The organism is Curtobacterium flaccumfaciens, from assembly GCF_018598405.1.
GTDB lineage: Bacteria > Actinomycetota > Actinomycetes > Actinomycetales > Microbacteriaceae > Curtobacterium > Curtobacterium aurantiacum.
This window is the reverse complement of sequence record NZ_JAHEWS010000001.1, coordinates 161,327-181,999: the sequence shown is the minus strand read 5'-3', so window position 1 is coordinate 181,999 and position 20,673 is coordinate 161,327. Positions and strand designations below refer to the sequence as shown.

At 72.8% G+C, this 20,673-nt stretch carries 19 protein-coding genes and 1 pseudogene; 6 read left to right on the top strand and 14 right to left on the bottom strand.

The genetic code is table 11. From position 1 onward, the window contains the following. Positions 1–30: 30 nt before the first annotated feature. Positions 31–4,788, bottom strand: a complete 4,758-nt coding sequence (locus KK097_RS00875; protein ID WP_214543371.1) for an ATP-dependent helicase — start codon at positions 4,786–4,788, stop codon at positions 31–33. Positions 4,789–4,948: 160 nt separating this feature from the next. On the opposite strand from KK097_RS00875, the gene KK097_RS00870 reads away from it, so the two are divergent. Beyond that, the gene (locus KK097_RS00870; protein WP_027466765.1) at positions 4,949–5,623 is read left to right on the top strand and encodes a PadR family transcriptional regulator; all 675 of its coding nucleotides are present in this window, start codon (positions 4,949–4,951) and stop codon (positions 5,621–5,623) included. A gap of 154 nt (positions 5,624–5,777) precedes the next feature. On the opposite strand, the gene KK097_RS00865 is transcribed toward KK097_RS00870, so the two are convergent. Continuing rightward, the gene (locus tag KK097_RS00865) at positions 5,778–6,398 is read right to left on the bottom strand and encodes an alpha/beta hydrolase (RefSeq protein WP_214529483.1); all 621 of its coding nucleotides are present in this window, start codon (positions 6,396–6,398) and stop codon (positions 5,778–5,780) included. Positions 6,399–6,471: 73 nt separating this feature from the next. Here KK097_RS00865 and KK097_RS00860 point away from each other — a divergent pair, with 73 nt between their 5' ends. Beyond that, positions 6,472–7,014, top strand: a complete 543-nt coding sequence (locus KK097_RS00860) for an NUDIX hydrolase family protein (protein ID WP_214529482.1) — start codon at positions 6,472–6,474, stop codon at positions 7,012–7,014. A gap of 86 nt (positions 7,015–7,100) precedes the next feature. On the opposite strand, the gene KK097_RS00855 is transcribed toward KK097_RS00860, so the two are convergent. Then, complete coding sequence (locus KK097_RS00855; protein WP_111234610.1) at positions 7,101–7,304, bottom strand: CsbD family protein; 204 nt, start codon at positions 7,302–7,304, stop codon at positions 7,101–7,103. 264 nt (positions 7,305–7,568) lie between these two features. Next, positions 7,569–9,179, bottom strand: a complete 1,611-nt coding sequence (locus KK097_RS00850) for a DEAD/DEAH box helicase (RefSeq protein WP_214543370.1) — start codon at positions 9,177–9,179, stop codon at positions 7,569–7,571. A gap of 288 nt (positions 9,180–9,467) precedes the next feature. On the opposite strand from KK097_RS00850, the gene KK097_RS00845 reads away from it, so the two are divergent. Continuing rightward, on the top strand, positions 9,468–10,301 hold the full coding sequence (locus KK097_RS00845; RefSeq protein WP_214543369.1) for an endo alpha-1,4 polygalactosaminidase: 834 nt from the start codon (positions 9,468–9,470) through the stop codon (positions 10,299–10,301). Positions 10,302–10,416: 115 nt separating this feature from the next. On the opposite strand, the gene KK097_RS00840 is transcribed toward KK097_RS00845, so the two are convergent. From KK097_RS00840 to KK097_RS00825, 4 genes are all read right to left on the bottom strand, one after another. After that, a complete protein-coding gene (locus KK097_RS00840) occupies positions 10,417–10,776 on the bottom strand; it encodes a GntR family transcriptional regulator (RefSeq protein ID WP_225558240.1) in 360 nt (119 codons plus the stop codon). Positions 10,777–10,786: 10 nt separating this feature from the next. Continuing rightward, positions 10,787–11,359: a DUF1684 domain-containing protein gene (locus tag KK097_RS00835; RefSeq protein WP_214529504.1), complete on the bottom strand. Its 573-nt coding sequence runs from the start codon at positions 11,357–11,359 to the stop codon at positions 10,787–10,789. Between the two features lie 132 nt (positions 11,360–11,491). After that, complete coding sequence (locus KK097_RS00830; protein ID WP_214529475.1) at positions 11,492–11,974, bottom strand: hypothetical protein; 483 nt, start codon at positions 11,972–11,974, stop codon at positions 11,492–11,494. Positions 11,975–12,043: 69 nt separating this feature from the next. Then, a complete protein-coding gene (locus KK097_RS00825; RefSeq protein WP_214543368.1) occupies positions 12,044–12,682 on the bottom strand; it encodes a GNAT family N-acetyltransferase in 639 nt (212 codons plus the stop codon). Between the two features lie 90 nt (positions 12,683–12,772). Between KK097_RS00825 and KK097_RS00820 the strand changes: the two genes are divergently transcribed. Both KK097_RS00820 and KK097_RS00815 read left to right on the top strand, forming a co-directional pair. Beyond that, on the top strand, positions 12,773–13,378 hold the full coding sequence (locus KK097_RS00820) for a 2-phosphosulfolactate phosphatase (protein ID WP_214543367.1): 606 nt from the start codon (positions 12,773–12,775) through the stop codon (positions 13,376–13,378). 36 nt (positions 13,379–13,414) lie between these two features. Beyond that, positions 13,415–13,723, top strand: a pseudogene (locus tag KK097_RS00815) (DUF427 domain-containing protein); the annotation flags it as partial. A 29-nt stretch (positions 13,724–13,752) separates the two neighbouring features. Here the strand turns inward: KK097_RS00815 and KK097_RS00810 are convergent. The 6 genes from KK097_RS00810 to KK097_RS00785 form a co-directional block, all read right to left on the bottom strand. Next, positions 13,753–15,012, bottom strand: a complete 1,260-nt coding sequence (locus tag KK097_RS00810) for an Nramp family divalent metal transporter (RefSeq protein WP_214543365.1) — start codon at positions 15,010–15,012, stop codon at positions 13,753–13,755. A 418-nt stretch (positions 15,013–15,430) separates the two neighbouring features. Continuing rightward, positions 15,431–16,126, bottom strand: a complete 696-nt coding sequence (locus KK097_RS00805; RefSeq protein WP_214529472.1) for a CGNR zinc finger domain-containing protein — start codon at positions 16,124–16,126, stop codon at positions 15,431–15,433. Positions 16,127–16,173: 47 nt separating this feature from the next. Then, entirely contained in the window at positions 16,174–16,665 is a 492-nt protein-coding gene (locus KK097_RS00800; RefSeq protein ID WP_307858319.1) for a SprT-like domain-containing protein, read from the bottom strand. Continuing rightward, positions 16,662–17,492 carry a hypothetical protein gene (locus KK097_RS00795; protein ID WP_214529471.1) on the bottom strand — a complete coding sequence of 277 codons (831 nt, stop codon included), beginning with the start codon at positions 17,490–17,492 and terminating at the stop codon, positions 16,662–16,664. Before KK097_RS00795 ends, KK097_RS00800 begins: the two co-directional genes overlap by 4 nt. 142 nt (positions 17,493–17,634) lie before the next feature. Beyond that, a complete protein-coding gene (locus tag KK097_RS00790) occupies positions 17,635–18,408 on the bottom strand; it encodes a cell division FtsX domain-containing protein (protein ID WP_214543364.1) in 774 nt (257 codons plus the stop codon). 110 nt (positions 18,409–18,518) lie between these two features. Beyond that, positions 18,519–19,361 carry a spermidine synthase gene (locus KK097_RS00785; RefSeq protein ID WP_214529468.1) on the bottom strand — a complete coding sequence of 281 codons (843 nt, stop codon included), beginning with the start codon at positions 19,359–19,361 and terminating at the stop codon, positions 18,519–18,521. Between the two features lie 335 nt (positions 19,362–19,696). On the opposite strand from KK097_RS00785, the gene KK097_RS00780 reads away from it, so the two are divergent. Next, positions 19,697–20,296 (top strand): hypothetical protein, encoded by a 600-nt coding sequence (locus KK097_RS00780; protein ID WP_214543363.1) that lies wholly within the window; start codon positions 19,697–19,699, stop codon positions 20,294–20,296. Positions 20,297–20,673: the final 377 nt, after the last annotated feature.

Here is a 20,673-nt window from a genome sequence, read left to right as displayed (position 1 = left end):
TCGCTGCACTGCCGGGAGGCGCGGCTCGCCTCAGACACGGAGCCGCAGCCCCTGCGGGGTCGCCGTGAACCCCGCCTCGCGGAGCGCGCCGCCGAGGGGCGTCTCGAGCACGAAGTCCCCGTCGACCCGCTCGACCGAGAGCTTCCGCAGCCCGGTCCGGACGATGCCGGCGATCGAGGCGGCCGCGGCAGCGAGGTCGGCGGCGTCGTCGGTGAAGGTCAGCACCGACTTGCCACCGCGCTCCACGTACACGGTGAGCTTGCCGTCGACGGTCGTGACGAGGGCACCCGCCTTGCGCCCGGGCCGGTGGCCCCGCGTGGTCTTCGCGCCGCTGCCGACCGCAGTCCCCGACGGTGCGGCTTCGACATCGTCGGCCGCGACACCGGAGTCTGCGTCGCCCGTCGGCCACGGCAACGAGGCCCCGAACGGGCTCGCCGGGTCGGTCGCGGCGAGCGTGAGTGCCTCGCGCTTCCGGTCCGGGTCGTCGCGTTCGTCGTCGCCGAGGTCGCGGGCGTAGGTGCGCAGCCGGTCGACGGTCGGGCCGGTGGCGAACTGCGCGGCTCCGAGCCCCTCGACGAAGTACCCGCGACGAGCGCGGCCGGACTCCTCGAAGCGCGAGAGCACCCGGTACACCCCGGCGAAACCGCCCCGGACGCCCTCGACCTGCACGGCACCGCGGGTGACGACGCCGTAGCGTTCGAGCAGCTGCTCGGCGGTCGCGGCGGCCCGCACGGTCGAGTCGGACTCGGCCAGCGGCAGGAGCGACCAGCGCCCCCCGACGGACGGCGGCCCGGACTGCGTCGGCATGGTCGGACGCCGTCGGCCGCGGTACGCGCGTGATCGCGGTGCACTCGAGCTCTTCGCCTTGCCGCCGAGCATCGACCGCAGCGGGGCGAACGTGTCGTTCGTGATCTGCCCGGCCCAGACCAGGTCCCACAGCGCGGTGGTGAGCGCCTGGTCGTCACTGCTGCCGACGGCCTGGCCCAGCTGGCGGAAGAAGTACGCGCCACCGCCGGCGAGGGCCCCGAGCACGTCGCGCTGCAGCTCGGTCGTCTCGTCACCGGAGGGCTCGGCGAGCGTCGTCGCCGCGGTGTCGGCCAGGTGCAGGCGCACCCAGCCGTCGTTGCCGGGCAGGGTGCCCCCGCCGGACCACAGGACCTCGCCCGTGGCGGTCAGTTCGTCGAGCATGCTCGTCGAGTAGTCGGTGACGCGCGACGGCAGCACCAGGGTCTCCCAGGCGCTGGCGGGCAGGGCCACCCCGGCGAGCTGGTCGATCACCTGCAGGACGCCGTCGACGCCGCGGAGCCCACCGCGGGTCCCGGGGGTCTGCACGTGCTGCCACGCGGGCAGGAACCGGGCGAGGGTGTCCGGCGAGACCGGTTCGACCTCGTGTCGCAGGGCGGCGAGGGACTTCGTCCGGATCCGGCGCAGGACCTCGGCGTCGCACCACTCCGCGCCCTGGCGGTCGGGGCGGAACTCGCCCTCCACCACCCGGCGGTCGGCGACGAGCCGGCGCAGGGTGTCCTGCACGACGGCGATGCCCAACCCGAGGCGACCGGCAGCCTCCTGTGCGGAGAACGGCCCGTGCGACCGGGCGTAGCGGCCGATCAGGTCACCGAGGGGATCGGCGACGGGCTCGATGAACGCCGTGGGCACGCCGATCGGCAGCGGCACCCCGAGGGCGTCCCGCAGGCGCGCGGCGTCCTCGATCACGGCCCAGCGTGTCGCGCCGGCGTGTGAGAAGGACAGGACCCGGCGGTCGCGCTCGAGCACTTCGAGCGTGCTGCGCAGTTCCGCGGTGGCCGCTGGGCGGTCGGCGGTGTCGGCAAGCCAGCTCCGGTCGACCGCCTCGTCGAGGTCGAGCGCGCCGACGAGCCGCAGCACGTCCACGAGGCCCTCGGTGTCACGGGCACGGCGGTCCGGGGAGAGCCGCTGCAGGTCGCGCTCCACCGAGGCGATGACCGCGGGGTCGAGCAGTTCGCGCAGTTCGGCCCGACCGAGCAGCTCGCCGAGCAGCGTCGAGTCGAGCGAGAGCGCCGCTGCCCGACGCTCGGCCAGCGGGGAGTCGCCCTCGTACATGAAGGCGGCGACGTACCCGAACAGGATCGACCGCGCGAACGGTGACGGCTGCTCGGTCTCGGTCTCGACCAGACGGATCCGGCGTCCGGCGATGTCGTCGGCGATCCCGAGCAGGGCCGGCACGTCGTAGACGTCCTGCAGGACCTCGCGCACGGTCTCGAGCACGATCGGGAACGTCGGGTACTTCTGCGCGACCTCGAGCAGCTGCGAGGCCCGCTGCCGCTGCTGCCAGAGCGGCGACCGCTGCCCGGGGTTCCGTCGGGGCAGCAGCAGCGCCCGTGCCGCACACTCGCGGAACCGCGCGGCGAACAGGGCGGAACCGCCGACCTCGTCGGTGACCAGGGCCTCGAGGTCGTCGCGCTCGAACACGAACAGGTCGGCGCCCGGCGGCTCGGCGTCGGTCTCGGGGATGCGCACGACGATGCCGTCGTCGGCGGCCATCGCGTCGCCGTCGATGCCGTGCCGTTCGCGCAGCCGGGCGGCGACGGCCAGGGCCCACGGCGCGTGCACCTGCATGCCGTACGGCGAGTGCAGGATGAGCCGCCAGTCCCCGAGCTCGTCGCGGAACCGCTCGATGACGAGCGTGGTGTCGTTCGGTACGTGGCCGGTGGCCGCACGCTGGTCGCGCAGGAAGGTCAGCAGGTTCGTGACGGCGCGCTCGTCGAGGCCACCGGCGGCGACGCGGGCACGGGCGTCGTCGTCCGAGGCGCCCTCGACCTCGCGCACGAACGCACCGGTCGCGCGCCCCAGCTCGGCGGGCCGGCCGATGCCGTCGCCCTTCCAGAACGGCACGCGTCCGGGCTGCCCGAACGCGGGGCTCACGACGACGCGGTCGTGGGTGATCTCCTCGATCCGCCAGCTCGTCGCTCCGAGGGCGAAGACGTCGCCGACGCGCGACTCGTAGACCATCTCCTCGTCGAGCTCGCCGACGCGGGACGCCTTCTCGCCGACCATGAACACGCCGAACATGCCGCGGTCCGGGATCGTGCCACCGCTCGTCACCGCGAGTCGCTGGGCGCCGGGTCGTCCGGTCAGGGTGCCGTGCACGCGGTCCCAGACCAGGCGGGGCCGCAGTTCGGCGAACTCGTCGCTCGGGTACCGGCCCGTGACCAGGTCGAGCGTCGCCTCGAACGCCGACCGGGGCAGGCCGCTGAACGGAGCACTCCGTCGCACGAGCTCGAACCAGTGCTCGACGTCGAGGGTGTCGATCGCCCCCGCTGCCACGGTGTGCTGCGCCAGGACGTCGAGCGGGTTCGCCGGCACCGAGATCGACTCGATCTGCCCGGCGACCATCCGCTCGACCGTGACCGCGCTGTTGACCAGGTCGGCGCGGTGCTTCGGGAACAGCACGCCCCGGGAGATCTCGCCCACCTGGTGTCCGGCGCGACCGACGCGCTGCAGGCCGCTCGCGACCGACGGCGGCGCCTCGACCTGGACGACCAGGTCGACCTCGCCCATGTCGATGCCGAGCTCGAGCGAACTCGTCGCCACGACGCACCGCAGCCGACCGGACTTCAGGTCGTCCTCGATGATCGCGCGCTGGTCCTTCGAGACCGATCCGTGGTGCGCACGCGCGAGCACCGGCACGGAGGCGTCCGAGCCCCCGCCGCCCGTCTGCCCGGACCCGCCGATCATCTGCGCCGGCGGCCGTTTCGTGCCCTGGGGAGCGACGGCGTGCGCCGAGGTGCGGGCCGGTGACTGTGGTCGGCCCCGCGCCGCGGGGAGCCCGTCGTCGTCCGTGGACGCACCCGTCGGCACCAGCACGCCGTCACCGGCCGCCGCCAGCACGCGCTCCTCGTGGATCTCGTTGAGCCGCGCCGTGAGCCGCTCGGCCAGCCGGCGCGAGTTCGCGAAGACGATGGTCGACCGGTGCTCCTCGATCAGGTCGACGACGCGCTCTTCGACGTGCGGCCAGATCGACCCGTTGGTCGGCGACTCGGACGCGTCCGCGCCGACCGGCGGTGCACCGAGCTCGGTCATGTCGTCGACGGGGACGACGACCCGCAGGTCGAAGGTCTTCTGCGCGGGCGGCGCGATGATCGTCACGGGTGCTCGGCCGCCGAGGAACCGCGCGACCTCTTCCGGCGGGCGCACCGTGGCCGAGAGCCCGATGCGCTGCACGGGCTTGTCGAGCAGGTCGTCGAGACGCTCGAGCGACACCGCCAGGTGTGCTCCGCGCTTGGTCGAGGCGACCGCGTGGACCTCGTCCACGATGACGGTGTCGACGTTCACGAGGGTCTCGCGCGCCTGCGAGGTGAGCATCAGGTAGAGCGACTCGGGCGTGGTGATGAGGATGTCCGGCGGCTGGCGCAACAGCTTCTGCCGGTCGGACGACGGGGTGTCGCCGCTGCGGACGCCGACCGTGACGTCCGGCGGTTCGGTGCCGAGTCGGCGGGCGGTCTGGGTGATGCCGACGAGCGGGCTCCGCAGGTTGCGCTCGACGTCGACGCCGAGGGCCTTGAGCGGCGAGACGTAGAGCACCCGCGTGCGCTGCTTGGCCGGCGGGCGGTCGGTCGCGCTGATGAGCCGGTCGATCGACCACAGGAACGACGCCAGGGTCTTGCCGGAACCGGTCGGGGCGATCACGAGCGCGTGTTGCCCGGTCGAGATCGCGTCCCACGCCCCGGCCTGTGCGGGCGTCGGTGCGTCGAAGGCGCCGCGGAACCACTCGGAGGTGGCGGGAGAGAAGCGCTCGAAGACGTCCGTCATGGTCCGTCCCATCCTGCCCGCCACCACCGACAGCGGGCCGAGCGCCCGTACCCCTTGACAGAGCGATAGTTACCGATCTATCGTAAACACATCGCGATACGACGAAGACGATCAGGTCAGACCGGTCGCGAGTCGACTCAGCACGAAGAAAGGACTCCTCATGCGCCCCTCGTATGACGACGACAGCAACACGTCCCCCCGCGACCAGCGCGGGTTCGGCCCGCGCGGCCCGCGCTTCGGCGGCGCGCGGCAGCACCACGGCGCCGGCTTCCCCGGCCGCGACCGCGGTGATCACGACCACGGCGGCCGCGGCTTCGGTGGCCGCGGGTTCGGTCCCGGCTTCGGACCGGGCATGGGCTTCGGCCCCGGTTTCGGCGGCCCCGGCTTCGGCCGCGAACGCCGTCGCCGCGGCGACGTCCGTCTCGCGATCCTCGGTCTGTTGGCCGAAGGTCCGCAGAACGGGTACGCCGTGATCAAGACCATCGCCGAGCGCACCGGCGGCGCCTGGAAGCCGAGCCCCGGCTCGGTCTACCCGACGCTCCAGCAGCTCGTCGACGAAGACCTCGTGGTCTCGTCGGGCGACGGCCGCAAGACGCTCTTCGAGCTCACCGACGCCGGCAAGGCCGAGACCGAGGCCAAGGCCGACGAGATCGCCGCAGCCCTCGACGGGGCCCCGGGCATCCCGGACGCCCAGCGCGAGTTCTTCGAGGCGCTCCGCAAGACCATGGGCGTCCTGCAGATGTACCGCAGCACCGCGACCGAGGAACAGGCCAAGGCCGCCACGGCCAAGGTGGACCAGCTCCGCAAGGACCTGCTCCAGATCCTCGCCGACTGACGGACGTCACCGCGCGACGGACGTCACCCCATGACGGACTGGAGGCCCGGTGCCAGCTGGCACCGGGCCTCCAGTCCGTCCGCACATCGTGAGCAGCAACGGTCGGGTCCGCACGTCGGACCCGACCGTTCGTGCTCACGAAGCGCGCTCCGCGCTACCCGGCGTCGATGAACGCCGCCACGTCGGCCAGCTCCGCCGTCGACACCGCGTGCGGCAGACCCGCGTAGCTGCGGTCGGTCACGTCGGTGTGCGCCGCGGCCCACGCCTGCGTCCGGGCGGTGGCATCGGCCGGGATCACCGGGTCGAGGTCGCCGTGCCCGAGGAACACCCGCGGGCGCACGGCCGACACGGCCTCGTCGCGGGAGTCCGTGACGCCCGGCACCACGAACCCCGACAGCGACACCGCGAACGCGAAGGCCGCCGGCCGTGCCCGCAGGAGCTGGAGCGCCATCGAGCCGCCCTGCGAGAACCCGAGCAACCCGATCCGCGGGTGGTCGGCGGCGACGGAGTCGACCCAGTCGAGCACCTCGGCGACCGCTGCGTCGACCGCCTCCGGGTCGGGGGAGCCCGGCGTCCCGAGCGGGTACCAGCTGAACCCGGGCCCCCACGGCATCGGCGCTCGCAGCGACGCGACGGTCCAGGCGGGCGGCAGCGCGGGCGCCAACCCGAGCAGGTCCTGCTCGTTCGATCCCACCCCGTGCATCGCCACGAGCAGTGGCGTGCCGCTCCGGTCCACGGCACTCCGGGTCCACTGCACCAGTTCCGCATCGATCATGTGGACAACGCTAACCACCCCCAACTCCCGCGCCGTTCGCCGAACTCGCCGCCGTCCCTGGTAGACACGGTGCATGTCCTCGCTGCGCACCCCCGATCCCGACTCCGGCTGGCTGTCCGACGAGGAGCTCGCGAACGTCCGCCGTCGTCTGCCGATCTGCTACGTCGAGGCGGTCCCCGTCCGCACCGACGGACTCGGCGTCGTGACCGAGGTCGGCGTGCTGCTGCGCGTCTCCCCGAGCGGTTCGATCGCGCGCACCCTGGTGTCCGGCCGGGTGATGTTCGGTGAGTCGATCCGCACCGCACTGTTCCGCCACCTCGAGAAGGACCTCGGCCCGATGGCGTTCCCGCAGCTCCCCACGAGCCCGACGCCGTTCACCGTGGCGGAGTACTTCCCACTGCCCGGCGCCTCGGTGTACACCGACGAACGGCAGCACGCCATCGCCCTTGCCTACGTCGTCCCGGTCACGGGCACGTGCGAACCCCGTCAGGACGCCCTCGAGCTCACGTGGATGAGCCCGATGGAAGCCGCGTCCGACGCCGTTGCCGACGAGATGGAAGGCGGTCGCGGCGCACTGCTCCGTGCAGGCCTCGCCTCGGTCGGCGCCCTGCACTAGCCCGACCAGGGCGCTCCACGCAAGGCACGACGAAGCCCCCGGATCCGATCGGATCCGGGGGCTTCGCAGCGCGGTCGCGAACCGGCTTAGTGCTTGTCGTCCTTGAAGCTGTCGGCGACGCCGTGCGCGGCGTCCTTGACGTCGGTGACGCCCTGCTTCGCCGAGGCCTTGCCCTGGTCGGTCTGACCTTCGGCCTTCAGCCGGTCGTTACCGGTCGCGTTGCCGGTGGCTTCCTTGACCTTGCCAGCCGCTTTCTCAGCGGCGTTCTTGATGTCATCGATGCCAGCCATGGGCACTCCTTCCAGAAGCGGACGTGTTCCCCGTCAGCCGCTTGCACGGCCTCTGGTGCACCAGACCGTACGCCCGCCGGAGCACACGGCCCCCAGCCCCCGCCAAGGTTCGCCCGGGTCCGCACGCCTGGGCACAGCAAAACACCGGTGTCCACGCAACACACCGCGGGATGCGGGTGTTCGGCGCGTGAACACCAGTGTCTTGCGAGCTCAGACCACCGAGCTCAGACCGACCGGGTCAGACCGGCCGGCTCAGCGCGCAGGTCAGTGGCGGTCGGCAGCGCCGGCCGGACGGGAGGCGCGGCGCGAGCTGCCACGACGGTTGCCGCCCGACTCGTTGCCGGACCGACCGGCGGCGTAGCCACCCTCGGAGGACCAGACGGCCGACGAGCCGCCGCGCACGACGTCGCTGCTGCCCGAGCGACGGTTGCCGCCGCTGCGGCGACCACCCGTCGAGCCGGCGGCTGCGACACCGGAGCGCCCGGCACCCTCGGAACGTGCGCCACGGGCCGGACGACCCTGACGGCCCCCGGCCGAACCGCCGGACTCGCCTGCGGAGCCGGAGCGCGCGGGCTGCGCCGCGCCTCCCGACCGACCGCCGCGACCACGGCGACGACCGCCACCGTCACCGGCGGACTCGACCGAGCGCTGCTTGGGCTGACGCTGCTGGGTCGGCTGCTCCTCGGCGACGTGGCGGATCGGAGCGACCTCGCCGACGAGTGCGGTGACGGCCGGGGAGGTCGCCGTGACGTGCTGCGGCGTGACCTTGATCGCGGCCGCACGCATCATCTGCGCGACGTCGCGACGCTCGGCCGGCATCGTCACCGTGACGACGTCACCCGACGAACCGGCACGCGCCGTGCGACCCGAGCGGTGCAGGTACGCCTTGTGCTCGGTGGGCGGGTCGACGTGCACGACGAGCTCGACGTTGTCGACGTGCACACCACGGGCGGCGACGTCGGTGGCGACGAGCACGAGGGCCTCACCGGAGGAGAACTTCGCGAGGTTGCGCTCGCGGGCACCCTGCGACAGGTTGCCCTGCAGGTCGACGGCCGGGATCCCCTGGCTGCTGAGCTGCTTGGCGAGGCGCTTGGCGTGGTGCTTCGTGCGCATGAAGAGGATGCGGCGACCGTTGCCCGAGGCGAGGGCGCTCACGAGGTGCTTCTTCGCGTCGGCGTCGGCGACCTCGAACAGGTGGTGGGTCATCGCCTCGACGGGGCTGTTCGCCTCGTCGACGGAGTGCATGACCGGGTTGTGCAGGAACTTCTTGACGAGCTTGTCCACGCCGTTGTCGAGCGTCGCGGAGAACAGCAGGCGCTGTCCCTGCTCCGGCGTCGCCTGCATGATCTTGGTGACACCGGGCAGGAAGCCCATGTCGGCCATGTGGTCGGCCTCGTCGAGGACGGTGACCTCGATGTCGCCGAGGTTCACGTGGCCCTGCTGCATGAGGTCGGCGAGGCGACCCGGGCAGGCCACGACGACGTCCACACCGCCGCGGAGGGCGTCGACCTGCCGACCCTGACCCACGCCACCGAAGATGGTGGTGGTGTTCAGGCCCATGGCCTTGGCGAGCGGGGCGAGGGCGACGTCGATCTGCGTCGCGAGCTCACGGGTCGGCGCGAGGACCAGGGCACGGGGGCGGCCGGCGCGGCGCTTCCGGCCGCTGGCGGCGAGGCGGGCGACGAGCGGGATCGCGAACGCGATCGTCTTGCCGGAACCGGTGCGGCCACGGCCGAGCACGTCCTTGCCCTGCAGGGAGTCGGGGAGGGTGTCCGCCTGGATGGGGAACGCCATGTCCTTGCCCTGGTCGGCGAGGACGGAGACCATCGGCGCGGGGACGCCGAGGTCGGAGAAACGGATGTCTTCGGTGGTCATGGTGACCTTTCGAGCCGGAGGAGTCCGGGTGTGGGCGCGCTCTGAGGCAGCGCGCGGGCGGGATGCGCGCCAACGGATGTGGCTGGCGCAGTCGCCGCAGCAGAGAAGCCTGGGCACCTTCGTGAGGTGCTCGATCATCGACCGGAGTCTGGAGACAGGTGGTCGGGAGTTCGGGGCGTCCGTACGACGCACGAGGCGATCGGCGCCTCGAGTACGACCAGCATAGCGTGCGTGTCCGCCGAACAGCCAGGGCAGGGCGGTGCGCTCTCGGCGTGGGAGGATTCCGGGGTGCGCATCCGATCCGTCCTGTTGACCACCGCCATGGCCCTGGTGGCCGTCCTCGGCACCGCTGGTTGCGCCGAGGCCGCGACGACGAGTGCGGCCGCGGGCTACACGAACCTGCCGACCTCGGGCCGTCCCGACTACCAGCTCGGCGGCGCGTACACCCCGGCCAAGGGCGTGACGATCGTCGAGCGCGACAGCACCGACCGCCCGGCGAAGGGCAAGTACAACATCTGCTACGTCAACGGGTTCCAGACCCAGCCCGGCTCCGCCCGCGCGTGGACGAAGTCCTACCCGTCCGCGATCCTGCGCGACCGTGCCGGCAAGCCCGTCGCCGACCCGGGGTGGCCCGACGAGATGCTCCTCGACACCCGGACCGCGGCGAAGCGCGCACTGATCACGAAGGTGCTCGCGAAGACCATCGCCCGCTGCGGCGACCGCGGGTTCGACGCGGTCGAGTTCGACAACCTCGACTCCTGGACCCGCAGCGGCGGGCGGCTCACCCGCGCCGGCAACCTGGCGCTCGCGAAGTCACTCGTCACCAAGGGACACCGGCACGGCATGGCCGTCGGGCAGAAGAACACCCCGCAGCTCGGGGCGTCGGGTCGGAAGCAGACCGGGTTCGACTTCGTCGTCGCCGAGGAGTGCGTGCAGTACCGCGAGTGCGCCGCGTACACGAAGGCCTACGGCAAGCGGGTCATCGACATCGAGTACCCGGACACCCTCGAGCGCTCGTGGGCGTCGGTCTGCACGCTGAAGAGCCGCCCGGCGATGACGATCCTGCGCGACCGTGACCTGGTGGTCCCGACCGACGAGGCGTACGTCTCGAAGCACTGCTGAGCGTTCCTTCCCAGAACGCGTGCGATGCCTGGTCGAATCGGGCATACCGGGTCAGAACTTTCGACCGGGTACGCCCGAAACGACCAGGTACGCCCGGAAGCACCGACCCGCAGCGCTACGCCGGCCAGGCCTCCCGCAACGCGGTCGCCGCCTGGTCCGCCGACAACCCGGCCGACCGTGCAGCAGCGGCCAGGGCCCGAGCAGCGTCCGCGACGGCGTCCGGTACCTCGGCGGGGCGCACCACCCGGGTGCCGGCACCCCGCGCGGTGTGCACGAGCCCGGCCTCCTCGAGCAGCTGGTAGGCCTTCGCGACGGTGCCGGCTGCGAGGCCCAGCTCGTCCGCCAGCCCCCGCACGCTCGGCAGCCGTTCGCCGTCCACCAGGTACCCGGCGGTGATCTGTGCGGCGATCTGCGATCGGACCTGCTCGAACGGCGGCACGCGACCGCCGGCGTCGAGGGCGACGAGTCCTGTCATGCGTTCCACCCTAGAAGTCGTACTGCTCGCCGACCGGGATCGGGACCGGCACGGTGTTGCCCGGGGGCGCGAGCGGGCACGCCCACGCCGGGTCGTACGCGCACGACGGGTTGTAGGCGAAGTTGAAGTCGAGCACGAGTGACCCGGAGTCGTCGCCGCCCAGGTCCGAACCCTTGATGGTGTCGAGCAGGTAGCGCCCGCCGCCGTAGGTGCCGCGGGCCTTGCCGGCGCTGGAGTCCTTGACCGGCACGAACACCCCGCCCGCGTAGCCGCCGTGCTTCCAGACGTCGAGGGTACCGAGGCCGGGGACCCGCACGACGCCGAGCCGGTCGAAGTGGACGACGCCGTCGGTGCCGGTCTCGAAGTCGAACTCGGCGGGCTCGGTGGCCTCGATGCGGACCTGGAAGCGCCAGGCCGGGTCGTAGTCGGGCACCGGCAGGGACTCGAAGTCGCGGGCGTCCTCGTCGAGCAGCGGTGACGCCGGGTGCTCCGCGAACATCGCGTCGCGCGTCTCGCGCCAGAGCGCGTGCGCCGTCTCGGGGTCGGGGGTGGCGCGGACGCGGCGGTACAGGTCGAACGTCATCCGCCGCCAATCCGCGGTCGCGAGCGTGCTGTGCACGCGGTCGTCGGTCGTCGGCTCCTGGGGACGCGTCTGGCTCACGTGGTCGAGGCTACGCCCGCTCCGCGGGGGACGGGAGGCCCGACCCGCGTCGCGTCACGCGCCGTCGGTCCGCCAGGTGGGTGCGAGGGCGCGCATCCGGAACGCCCGCCACTGCCAGATGACCCACATGCCGGGCCACAGGGCGAGGCCGAGCACGGCGGGGCGCATCCGGTAGGTCAGGCGGTCGAGCAGCAGGGTCCGACCACCCGGTGCGGCGACGACGGCCATCCGGTGCGACATCGTCATCCGCCCGAACAACCCCGACGTCCCGCCGCCGTTGTCGCGCTGCACGGGGACCCCCTCGACCTCGTACAGGTCGAGGTCGACGTGCGTGTCGCCACTCGGCACCAATCCGAAGGCGTCCGCGGTGATCGGGTGCGGGTGCCCGGGCTCCCAGCGCTCCGGGAACCCCTGCGGGTCGCGCGAGCGGTACGCCAGGAACGGCTTCGTCACCGCCACCATCACGGACGGGGACAGCAGGGCATCGCGCACGGCGTCGACCGGCGCATCGAGGACGATCCGGAGGCCGACGTGCATGCCGCTGACGCTACGCCCGCGGGCTGGACGACGCGCCGTGACCCGGCGGCCCCGACCACGTGAGACGACTCAGGCGTGCCGGGCCGACCGGCGGCGGGACCCCTCGGCGCGGTCGTGGCGCCGGAGCCGCTCGGCCAGCGAGAGTCGGACGGCCGGCCACTCCGACGCGATGACCGAGAAGACCACGGTGTCGCGCAGGGTGCCGTCACGGCCGATCGCGTGGTTCCGGAGCACGCCGTCCTGCTTCGCACCGAGGCCCGCGATGGCCGCGCGTGACTGCAGGTTGTGCCAGTGCGTGCGGAACTCGACCGCGATGCACTGCCACGCCTCGAACGCGTGGGACAGCATGAGCAGCTTCGACTCGGTGTTGATCCCCGAGCGCTGCGCCGACTTCGCCAGGAACGTGTGCCCGATCTCGACGTGACGGTTGCCCGGGTCGATGTTCATGAAGGTCGTCGCACCCACCACCCGGCCGGTCGGACGGTCCCGCACGGCGAAGGGCACCATGCGCCCGGCCTCGTGCTCGGCGAGCCGCCGGTCGATCTCGGCCTCGACCTGTGCCGGGGCGGGCACCGAGGTGTACCAGGTGCGCCACAGATCGCCGTCCGCGACCGCCGCCCGCAGGTCTTCCGCGTGCTCCTGCCCGAGGGGCTCGAGGGTCACACGGTCGCCGGTCAGGGTGGGCACGGGGGCGATCTCCATGGACATGCATCCTAGGGTCGCCGACCCGGGTGGAGCCCGGTCGGACGCAGACCCTGTGGAGAGGGACAGCATCGCCCGGGCGGCTATCGTGAACCAGTGGCAGAACGCACCCAGGAGAAGTACCAGGTCCGGTTCGCGTGGGGTCCCGGAGGCGCGGCTCGGATCGCGCACGGTGCCCACCTGCTCGTCTGGGTCGACGCTCTGCCGCCGACGCCCGACGCCGCCGCGCAGCGGCGCGCGCTGCGGAACGTGACCGCGCAGCTGCCGCAGGGTCCGGAGGTCGTGCTCGGCCACCTCGGCAACGCGGCAGCGGTCGCGGAACGGGTGACGGGCCTCCAGGCCGCACGCGGTGACCGGTGCGTCGTCGCGATCGTGGCCGCCGGGCTGCACCACACCGCAGCCCTCGACGCCGCCGCCGAGGCGGCGGGGGAGTCCGTCGACGTCGCCGACGCACCCGACTTCGCCGTCGAGGACTTGCTCGCCGCCGGCGCCGTCGTCGACGCGCTCACCGAGGTCGGCATCGACCACACCTCGCCCGAGGCCGCTGCGGCCAGCGCGGCGTACACGGGGCTGCGCCGAGCGGTGCGGCACCTGGTCAGCGCTTCCGAGGGAGCGGCCGTCCTGAGCCGTGACGACGTGCACGCGGCGCTCGCCGCGGGGCCCGACCTGACCGTCCTGCGGGAATCGGGGGAGCGCGCGTAGCGTTCGCACCGTCACGGAACCAGCGAGCGAAGGAGCAACGCCATGAAGGCAGTCGTCGGCGACACGGTGATCGCGGAGGCCCCCGAAGAGGACCTCATCAAGATCGAGGGCAACTGGTACTTCCCGCCGTCGAGCGTGAAGACCGAGCTCTTCACCGAGAGCCCCACCCAGTACCACTGCCCGTGGAAGGGCGACACGCAGTACTTCACGGTGAACGTCGACGGGCAGGCGCTGCAGGACCGCGCGTGGTCGTACCCGACGCCGATCCCGTCGTCGTTCGACCGCGTCGGCAAGGACTACTCCGGCTACGTCGCGTTCTGGAAGGACGTGCAGGTCGTCGCCTGACGACCGGTCCCGCCACCGTCCGGCTGGCCTCAGCCGGTCACGGTGAGCACGACCAGCGCGACGTTGAGCGTCACGATGACCGCCGCGATCACCCACGCCACCACGCGGGTGGTCGCGGCATTCACGTCCGTGCCCATCACGCTCCGTCGTGACGTGTAGACCACGAGCGGCACGATCGCGAAGGCGATCCCGAAGCTCAGCACCACCTGGCTGACGACGAGCAGCATCGTCGCGTCGGCGTTCAGCGCGAGCAGCACGATCGCGGGCACCAGGGTGATCGCGCGCCGGGCGACGAGCGGGATCCGCACGTGCAGCAGCCCCTTCATGATCTCGGCCCCGGCCATGCAGCCGACCGAGGTCGAGGCCAGGCCCGACGCGAGCAGCCCCACGGCGAAGAGCACCCCGACGACCGGTCCGACGTTCTCGGCGATGGCCCGCTGCGCGCCGGGGATGGAGTCGGTGCCCGCGACTCCCGGCAGGGTGGCCGCGGCGAGGACGAGCATCGCGATGTTCACCCCGCCCGCGACGACCAGCGCGAGCCCGACGTCCCACCGGGTCGCGACGAGCACCCGGCGACGCTCCGGCCCGGCGGGGACGTCCCCGTGGCGGTCCCGGGCGAGCGCCGAGTGCAGGTAGACGGCGTGCGGCATCACGGTGGCGCCGAGCATCGACGCGGCGAGCAGGACCGACCCGGAGCCCTCGAAGCGCGGCACCAGCCCGGCGACGAGGTCGGTCGGCGACACCCGGGCGAACAGCAGGCCGGCGCAGAAGCCGATCGTCAGGATCGCGAGCATCGCCGTGACGACGGTCTCGAACAGACGCGTGCCCCGACGGCTGTGCAGCGTCAGCAGGAGCATCGAGACGAGCCCGGTGATGATCCCGCCGACCACGAGCGGCAGGTCGAAGAGCAGGTAGAGCGCCAGCGCGCCGCCGATGACCTCGGCGATGTCGGTCGCGGCTGCCACGATCTCGGCCTGGCCCCAGAACAGCAGGCGCGGGGTGCGTCGCATCCGCAGGCCGAGGTGTTCGGGCAGCGACTTGCCCGTCACCACGCCGAGTTTGGCGGACAGGTACTGCACCACGACGGCACTCGCGTTCGCGGCCACGAGCACCCAGAGCAGCAGGTACCCGTACTCGGCTCCCGCGGTCAGGTTCGCGGCGACGTTGCCGGGATCGACGTACGCGATGGCCGCCACGAACGCCGGTCCGAGCAGGGTGAGGCCGGCTGCACGACGACGCGGGGCACCGGATGGATGCTCGTCGAGCCGGGGGCTGGCAGTGTCGGTCATGCACCGATCCTGCCAGAAGATTCGGCGAGCCGAATCTTTTTCTTCGCCGTTACTGCGTGAGGCGGCCTGGACCCCCGCGTGGGGGCGTCGGGTGGTAGCTATCTGTCGGCTAGGACGCCGCCAGCAGACGGTCAGTGACCGCTCGGCGGGGGTGAGCGAGGTGTCGTGACCGCTCGCGGAAGGCGGACGGGAGGCCCGTGGCGGCGCGGCCACGCGCCTCCTGCGCGGTCGAGTGGTCGCGACTCGTCGCTTGCTTTGCGTCGGCTGGTAGCGATCTGTCGGCTGGGACGCCGCCAGCAGACGGTCAGTGACCGCTCGGCGGGGGTGAGCGGGGTGTCGTGACCGCTCGCGGGCCCGACACCGTCCGGATCACGCGCCGGGGCGCAGGTCCGGGCGTCCCGCCGCGGTCAGCCCAAGCTCACTCCGCGGCGCGGCGGGCCCGGTGCGCCCGGACCTTCGCCCGGTTGCCGCACCGCTGCATCGAGCACCAGCGCCGGGTCCCACCGCGCGACGAGTCGTAGAACACCAGGCCGCAGTCCTCGGCCGAGCACCGGCTCAGTCGCGTCGGCCGGCCGTCGGCCTCGACGTCGTCGAAGCCGACCTCGGTGAGGAGCGCGACGGCGTCGCGCGCGACGCTCGACAGGGCCTGGGCCAAGCGGACGCGGTTGGCCCCGGCGCGGCGTCGGCCACCCGGGAGGCTCGGGGGCACGTCCGGCAGGGCGGCGAACAGGTTGACGGTGTCGATGTCGTCGGGCGCGGGGCGCGTGCGGCCGGCCCCGGCACGCAGGCCCGCCGCCACGGCGGTGCGCTCGGCGGCGGTGCTCGCCGGAGCGGGGGCGGCGGCCACGGCGAGCCGGGCGATCGCTGCACGGAGGGCGCGGGCGTCCTGCAGCTCACGGGCGCTGGCGCCGACGTCGATCGGTTCGGTGTGCTCGCTGAGCCACTCGTCCAGGTCGGCCGGGCTCGCGAGGAGCTCCCCGAGCTGCGACCGCGGACGTCGGCCGGCCGGATCGTCGGCGAAGCCACCCGTGTGCGCGAAGTCGAGCGCGATCCGACCGGCGTCGAAGAACCAGGTGGAACCGGCGTCCGTGCGGATGTGCTGCCCCGTGTGCATCCGCCCAGGCTAACGGGTTACCGGCGCGCCTCCGTGCGTCGGGACCGTCATGCGGTAGTCGACGCCATCGTGGCCGCGTCGTCGTCCGCTGTCCGGCGCCGCCAGGTGATGACGTTCCGGGCGTCGAACCGCCGGGAGCAACGGGCACAGGCCAGGGGACGGGTGGGCGTGCGGTACCGGAAGTGCTCGTGTCCGGCGGGGCAGGTGCCGATCCAGGGTGCGAGCTCGCTGGCGATCGGGCCGTCGTGCAGCCGGAAGCCGGTGTACCCGATCGTTGCGGCGGTGCGCTTCCACTTCGGTCCGTGTGCCGCCCGCGCACCGGCGAGGGCGTGCGCGACCTCGTGCAGCAGGACCTGCTCGACGTCGTCGTCGGAGAACCGTGTGGCCAGGTGCCGACTCACCGTGATCCGTCTGCGCGCGAAGTCACACTGACCGGCGCGGGTCTTCGCGTGGTCGAACCCGAAGGTCCACGTGCCGGCGCCGAGGTGCTCGGCCATGAGTGCCTCGGCGCGGAGCCGGACGGCCTCGAGCGCGGTCACTGCTCGGCGCGGGGGTCGGCCTGGCCCTTCTTCGCTGCCCGGGCCGCGATCCGGCCCCAGATGTCGTCGGCCTCGGTCCGGGCGGCGTCGGGCGCGCCCAGCACACGGCGGCGGATCGGCGGGACCTGCTTCACCGGCTCGGCGACACGGGTCGTCGGCTCGTCGTCCTCGGCGCGGCGGGCGGCGACCTCGCGGGCCGTCCGCGGCTTGTCGGAGGGCTCCGCCGGGTTCGTGATGGCAGCGCGCATCGCGGCCTCGACCGCGGTGCGCAACGCGTCGGTCCGCTCGGACGGTGCGCCCGCCTGGCGGAAGGCCTGGTACGCCCGCGACAGTGCTGCGCGGGCTTCGTCGAAGCGGTCGTTCTCGAACAGCGACCAGCCCTCGATCTCGGCTGCTGCGCCCTCGAGCTCCGGCCACTCCTCGGTGGCCGCGGTGTCGCGGGCCAAGGCGGCCTCGGAGGCGGCCCGGTCGTGCCGACCGAGGTCGTGCAGGACGTGCGCGCGACGGATCCGTGCGGCGACCTTGTCCTGGCGCTCCCCGGTGAACATCGCGAGGCGGAACACCTCTTCGGCGATGACGAGCGACTCGTCCAGGCGTCCGAGTAGACGGAGCAGCTCGGCCCGTTCGGCGAGTGCGTCGGTGCTGCGGCTCTGGCCGAGGTCACGGAGCCGCTGGTGCACGGCGTCGACGTCGACCGCGGGTCGCAGGCTGATGGGCGCGAAGGTACTGCCCGGGCTGACGCCGGCCGTCACGGGCGCCGCGTGGCGCGGTTCACGGGAACGGTCGGACAGGTCGGGCTGCTGGCGGTCGTCGGGCGGGAGGGACATCGGTTCGAGGGTAGCCGCGGTCTGCCGGGAGCCGTCGGTGCGACGCGCTCAGGTTGCGCGGGTGCGGCCGTCCGCGCGTGCCCCCCCGGGACGACGAACGGCCCGCCGCGCCGGAGCACGACGGGCCGTTCGAGGGGGTCGGTCAGGAGCCGGCGCCCACCGCGGCGGCCGCTGCGACACCGATGTACGTCACGATGGTCGCGATCGTGGCGACGACCGCCAGGACGATGGCGAAGATGCCCCAGCCCCGACCGCGCTTGGTCACGGCGGCGATGATGCCCTGCACGAGTGCCCAGAGGCCGAGGATCGCGGCGACGCCGGCGATGACCGCACCGACACCGAGCTGCGAGACGACGGCCGGGTCTTCCATGAGCTGGCGCTGCAGCTCCTGCTGGTCCGGGGTCGCTCCGCCGCTCGGCACGAGGTTGTTGATCGCGTCGCTGTTCGCGAGCGCCGAGCCCATCACGTAGCCGCCGATGACGCCGATGACGAGCGCGGCCAGCCCGAGGACGAACGCCACCACACCGAGGGTCTTCTTCTTGCGCTTCGGCTCGTCGTGGGCCTGCCATGCCGGGGCGCCGGAGTGCGCGGACGCGGCGGCGTACGGCTGCTGGTCGTGGTGCTGGCCCTGGTCGTGGCGCTGCTGGTCGTTCCAGCTCGGCGTGCTCGACGGCTGCCCGTACTGGCTGTTCTGCTGCTGGCCGTACTGGCCCTGCTGCTCGCCGTTCTGCTGGCCGTACTGCTGCTGGCCCTGCCCGTACTGCTCGCCGTACTGCGGGGTCGAGGTCGGCGCGGGGTCCACCCGCTCGCCGTACCGCGGGGCGTCGGCGTCGGGCCGCTGCTGCGGGGCCTCGCCCCAGCGCGGCTCCTGGCCGTCGCCCGTCCGGTCCTGGTCGTTCCGGTCGTCGTTCGTCATCAGGGTTCCCATCGCTCGGTCGCGCACCTGCGCGGTCGTTCACTCCATCCTGACAGCCGGACCCGCCGAGTGCCCGAAGTCCGTCACCGGGAGTGCGACGCGGGCGGGCATCAGCCCCCGAACACGCTCCGGTTCGGCTCCGGCGACGCGACCGCCGTCTGGTCGGTGACGATCGGTGCCCCGGCGATGAACGACCGGAGCTCCGCACCGTGCACGACCTTGGCCGGCATCGGGTCGGACGAGTACCGCCTGGGCATGTCCGCCACCGGCAGTTCCGACGGCGACCCGAGCAGCACGATGTTCCCGAACCGCCGGCCCTTGAGCATCCCGGTGTCCGCGACCGCGGCGACCGAGGGCAGCACCGACTGCAGGGTCGAGGCCTGCCCACGGGCGAACGCCAGCCCCGCACCGTCGGCAACGTTCACGGCGACGATGCCCGTCGGTGACAGGAACGCGGCGACCTCGCGGTAGAACTCGACACTCGTCACGTGCGCGGGGATCTGCGAACCGCCGAACACGTCCACCACCGCCAGGTCCACGGTGCCTCGCAGGCCGGCGGGCAGCTTGCCGAGGACCTCCCGGGCGTCGCCGTACCGCACCCGGATCGACGCTCCGCGGGGGAACGGCAGGACCTCGCGCACGTGCTCGACCAGGTCGCGCTCGAGCTCGATCACCTGCTGCCGCGAACCCGGGCGGGTCACCGCGACGTAGCGGGGCAGGGTCAGTGCGCCCGCGCCGAGGTGCAGCGCCGTGATCGGGCCGTCGGGCAGCAGGTCGATCGCGTGCCCGATCCGCCGGATGTACTCGAACGCCAGGTGCGTCGGGTCCTCGAGGTCCACGTGCGACTGCGGTGTGCCGTCCACCACGAGCGTGAACGACCCCGGCCGGTGCCGGTCCGGCTCCACCACCGAGTACCCCGCACCGATCCGGAACCCGTCGAACGCATCAGCCATGCCGACAATGGAACACCACCGCGATCCCCGCGCGGGACGGCGCGCTCGTGAATGCGTACACATGAACAGCCAGCGGACGCCAAGACTCGGCCCGTATCGTCGACGGCTGTCGTCACGACGCGTGAGCGTCGATGCGTGCGGTGCCCCACACACCACGCGTCCGCCCGTGCACCGTGACCACGACGTGCCCGTGAGCGTCCCCACCGCTCGAGCGTGCGCGCCGTCGGCGTGCTGCTGCGCGCCGCCCCTCCGGCCACCCGCGCGCGCTGGCCGTCGAACGCACCGCACCCGATGACGAGTGCACCACTGCTGATCCGCCGCAGGAGACCTCCGTCATGACCGCCGACACCATGAGCGTGCCCACCGCGCGCCTCGCCGACCCGGACACCCACCGGTCCGGGACCCGATCCACCCGGGCGATCCGGGCCTCCCGGCCGTTCCACGCCGACCGCGAGGCGGCACCGACCTGGATGCGCGTCGTCGGGGTCGCGCTGCTCGTCGGCGGAGCAGGCCTGACCGCCGCGGTGCTCGGCTGGCCGGGCGACGCACCGGAGATCGCGCTCCTCGTGCCGGGCCTGCTCGCCGTCACGGTCGGGCTGTTGCTCGTGCTCGCCCGCGCCGGGTTCACCGTCACGGAGCGGCACGTGACCCTGCACTTCCGCCCGCTCCCGCCGCGGCGCATCCCGCGCCGGCGGATCGCGGACGTCCGACTGGTCGAGGCGGACGCCGCCACCTACGGCGGGGTCGGCCTGCGGATCCGTCGCGGTGTGCGGGCGCTCATCCTCACGCCCGGGCTCGGGATCGAGCTCACCGACGACCGGGGGCGGGTCACGTTCGTCCGCACGCGCCGTCCGGAGGACGCGTTCCGGGCGCTGGCCGGACTGCCGGGCGGGCCGGGAGGCGCGGGGCACGTCGAGCGCGAACGCCTCGGCTGAGCGGGGGCCGGGCTGCGTCCTGCGTTCCCGCGTCCGACGTCCTGCGTGCCCGCGGGAATGGAAGCGGGGTGCGGCGGCTTATACACGCCACTGCCGAATCCGGTCAAGCCGGGACTGGACAGCCCGCCACGGAGCGAACTATGATGACAGTTCGCGCTCCCTGGCATCCGTGTCGTCATATTGCGGTCGACGCAGAGTTCTGAGACAGAAACTCATCTCGCCCTGGTGCAGCCGGACCCGTATATGGCGGCGGGTACCGCTCACGGAGATCATCCCACACGTACGCCGACGTTCCGCGTCGCGCACGTGTCGGCGTGGTCACAGGGCATGAATTCTCGGGGTTCGCCGAGCGATCAATCCACTCACCTACACACTGC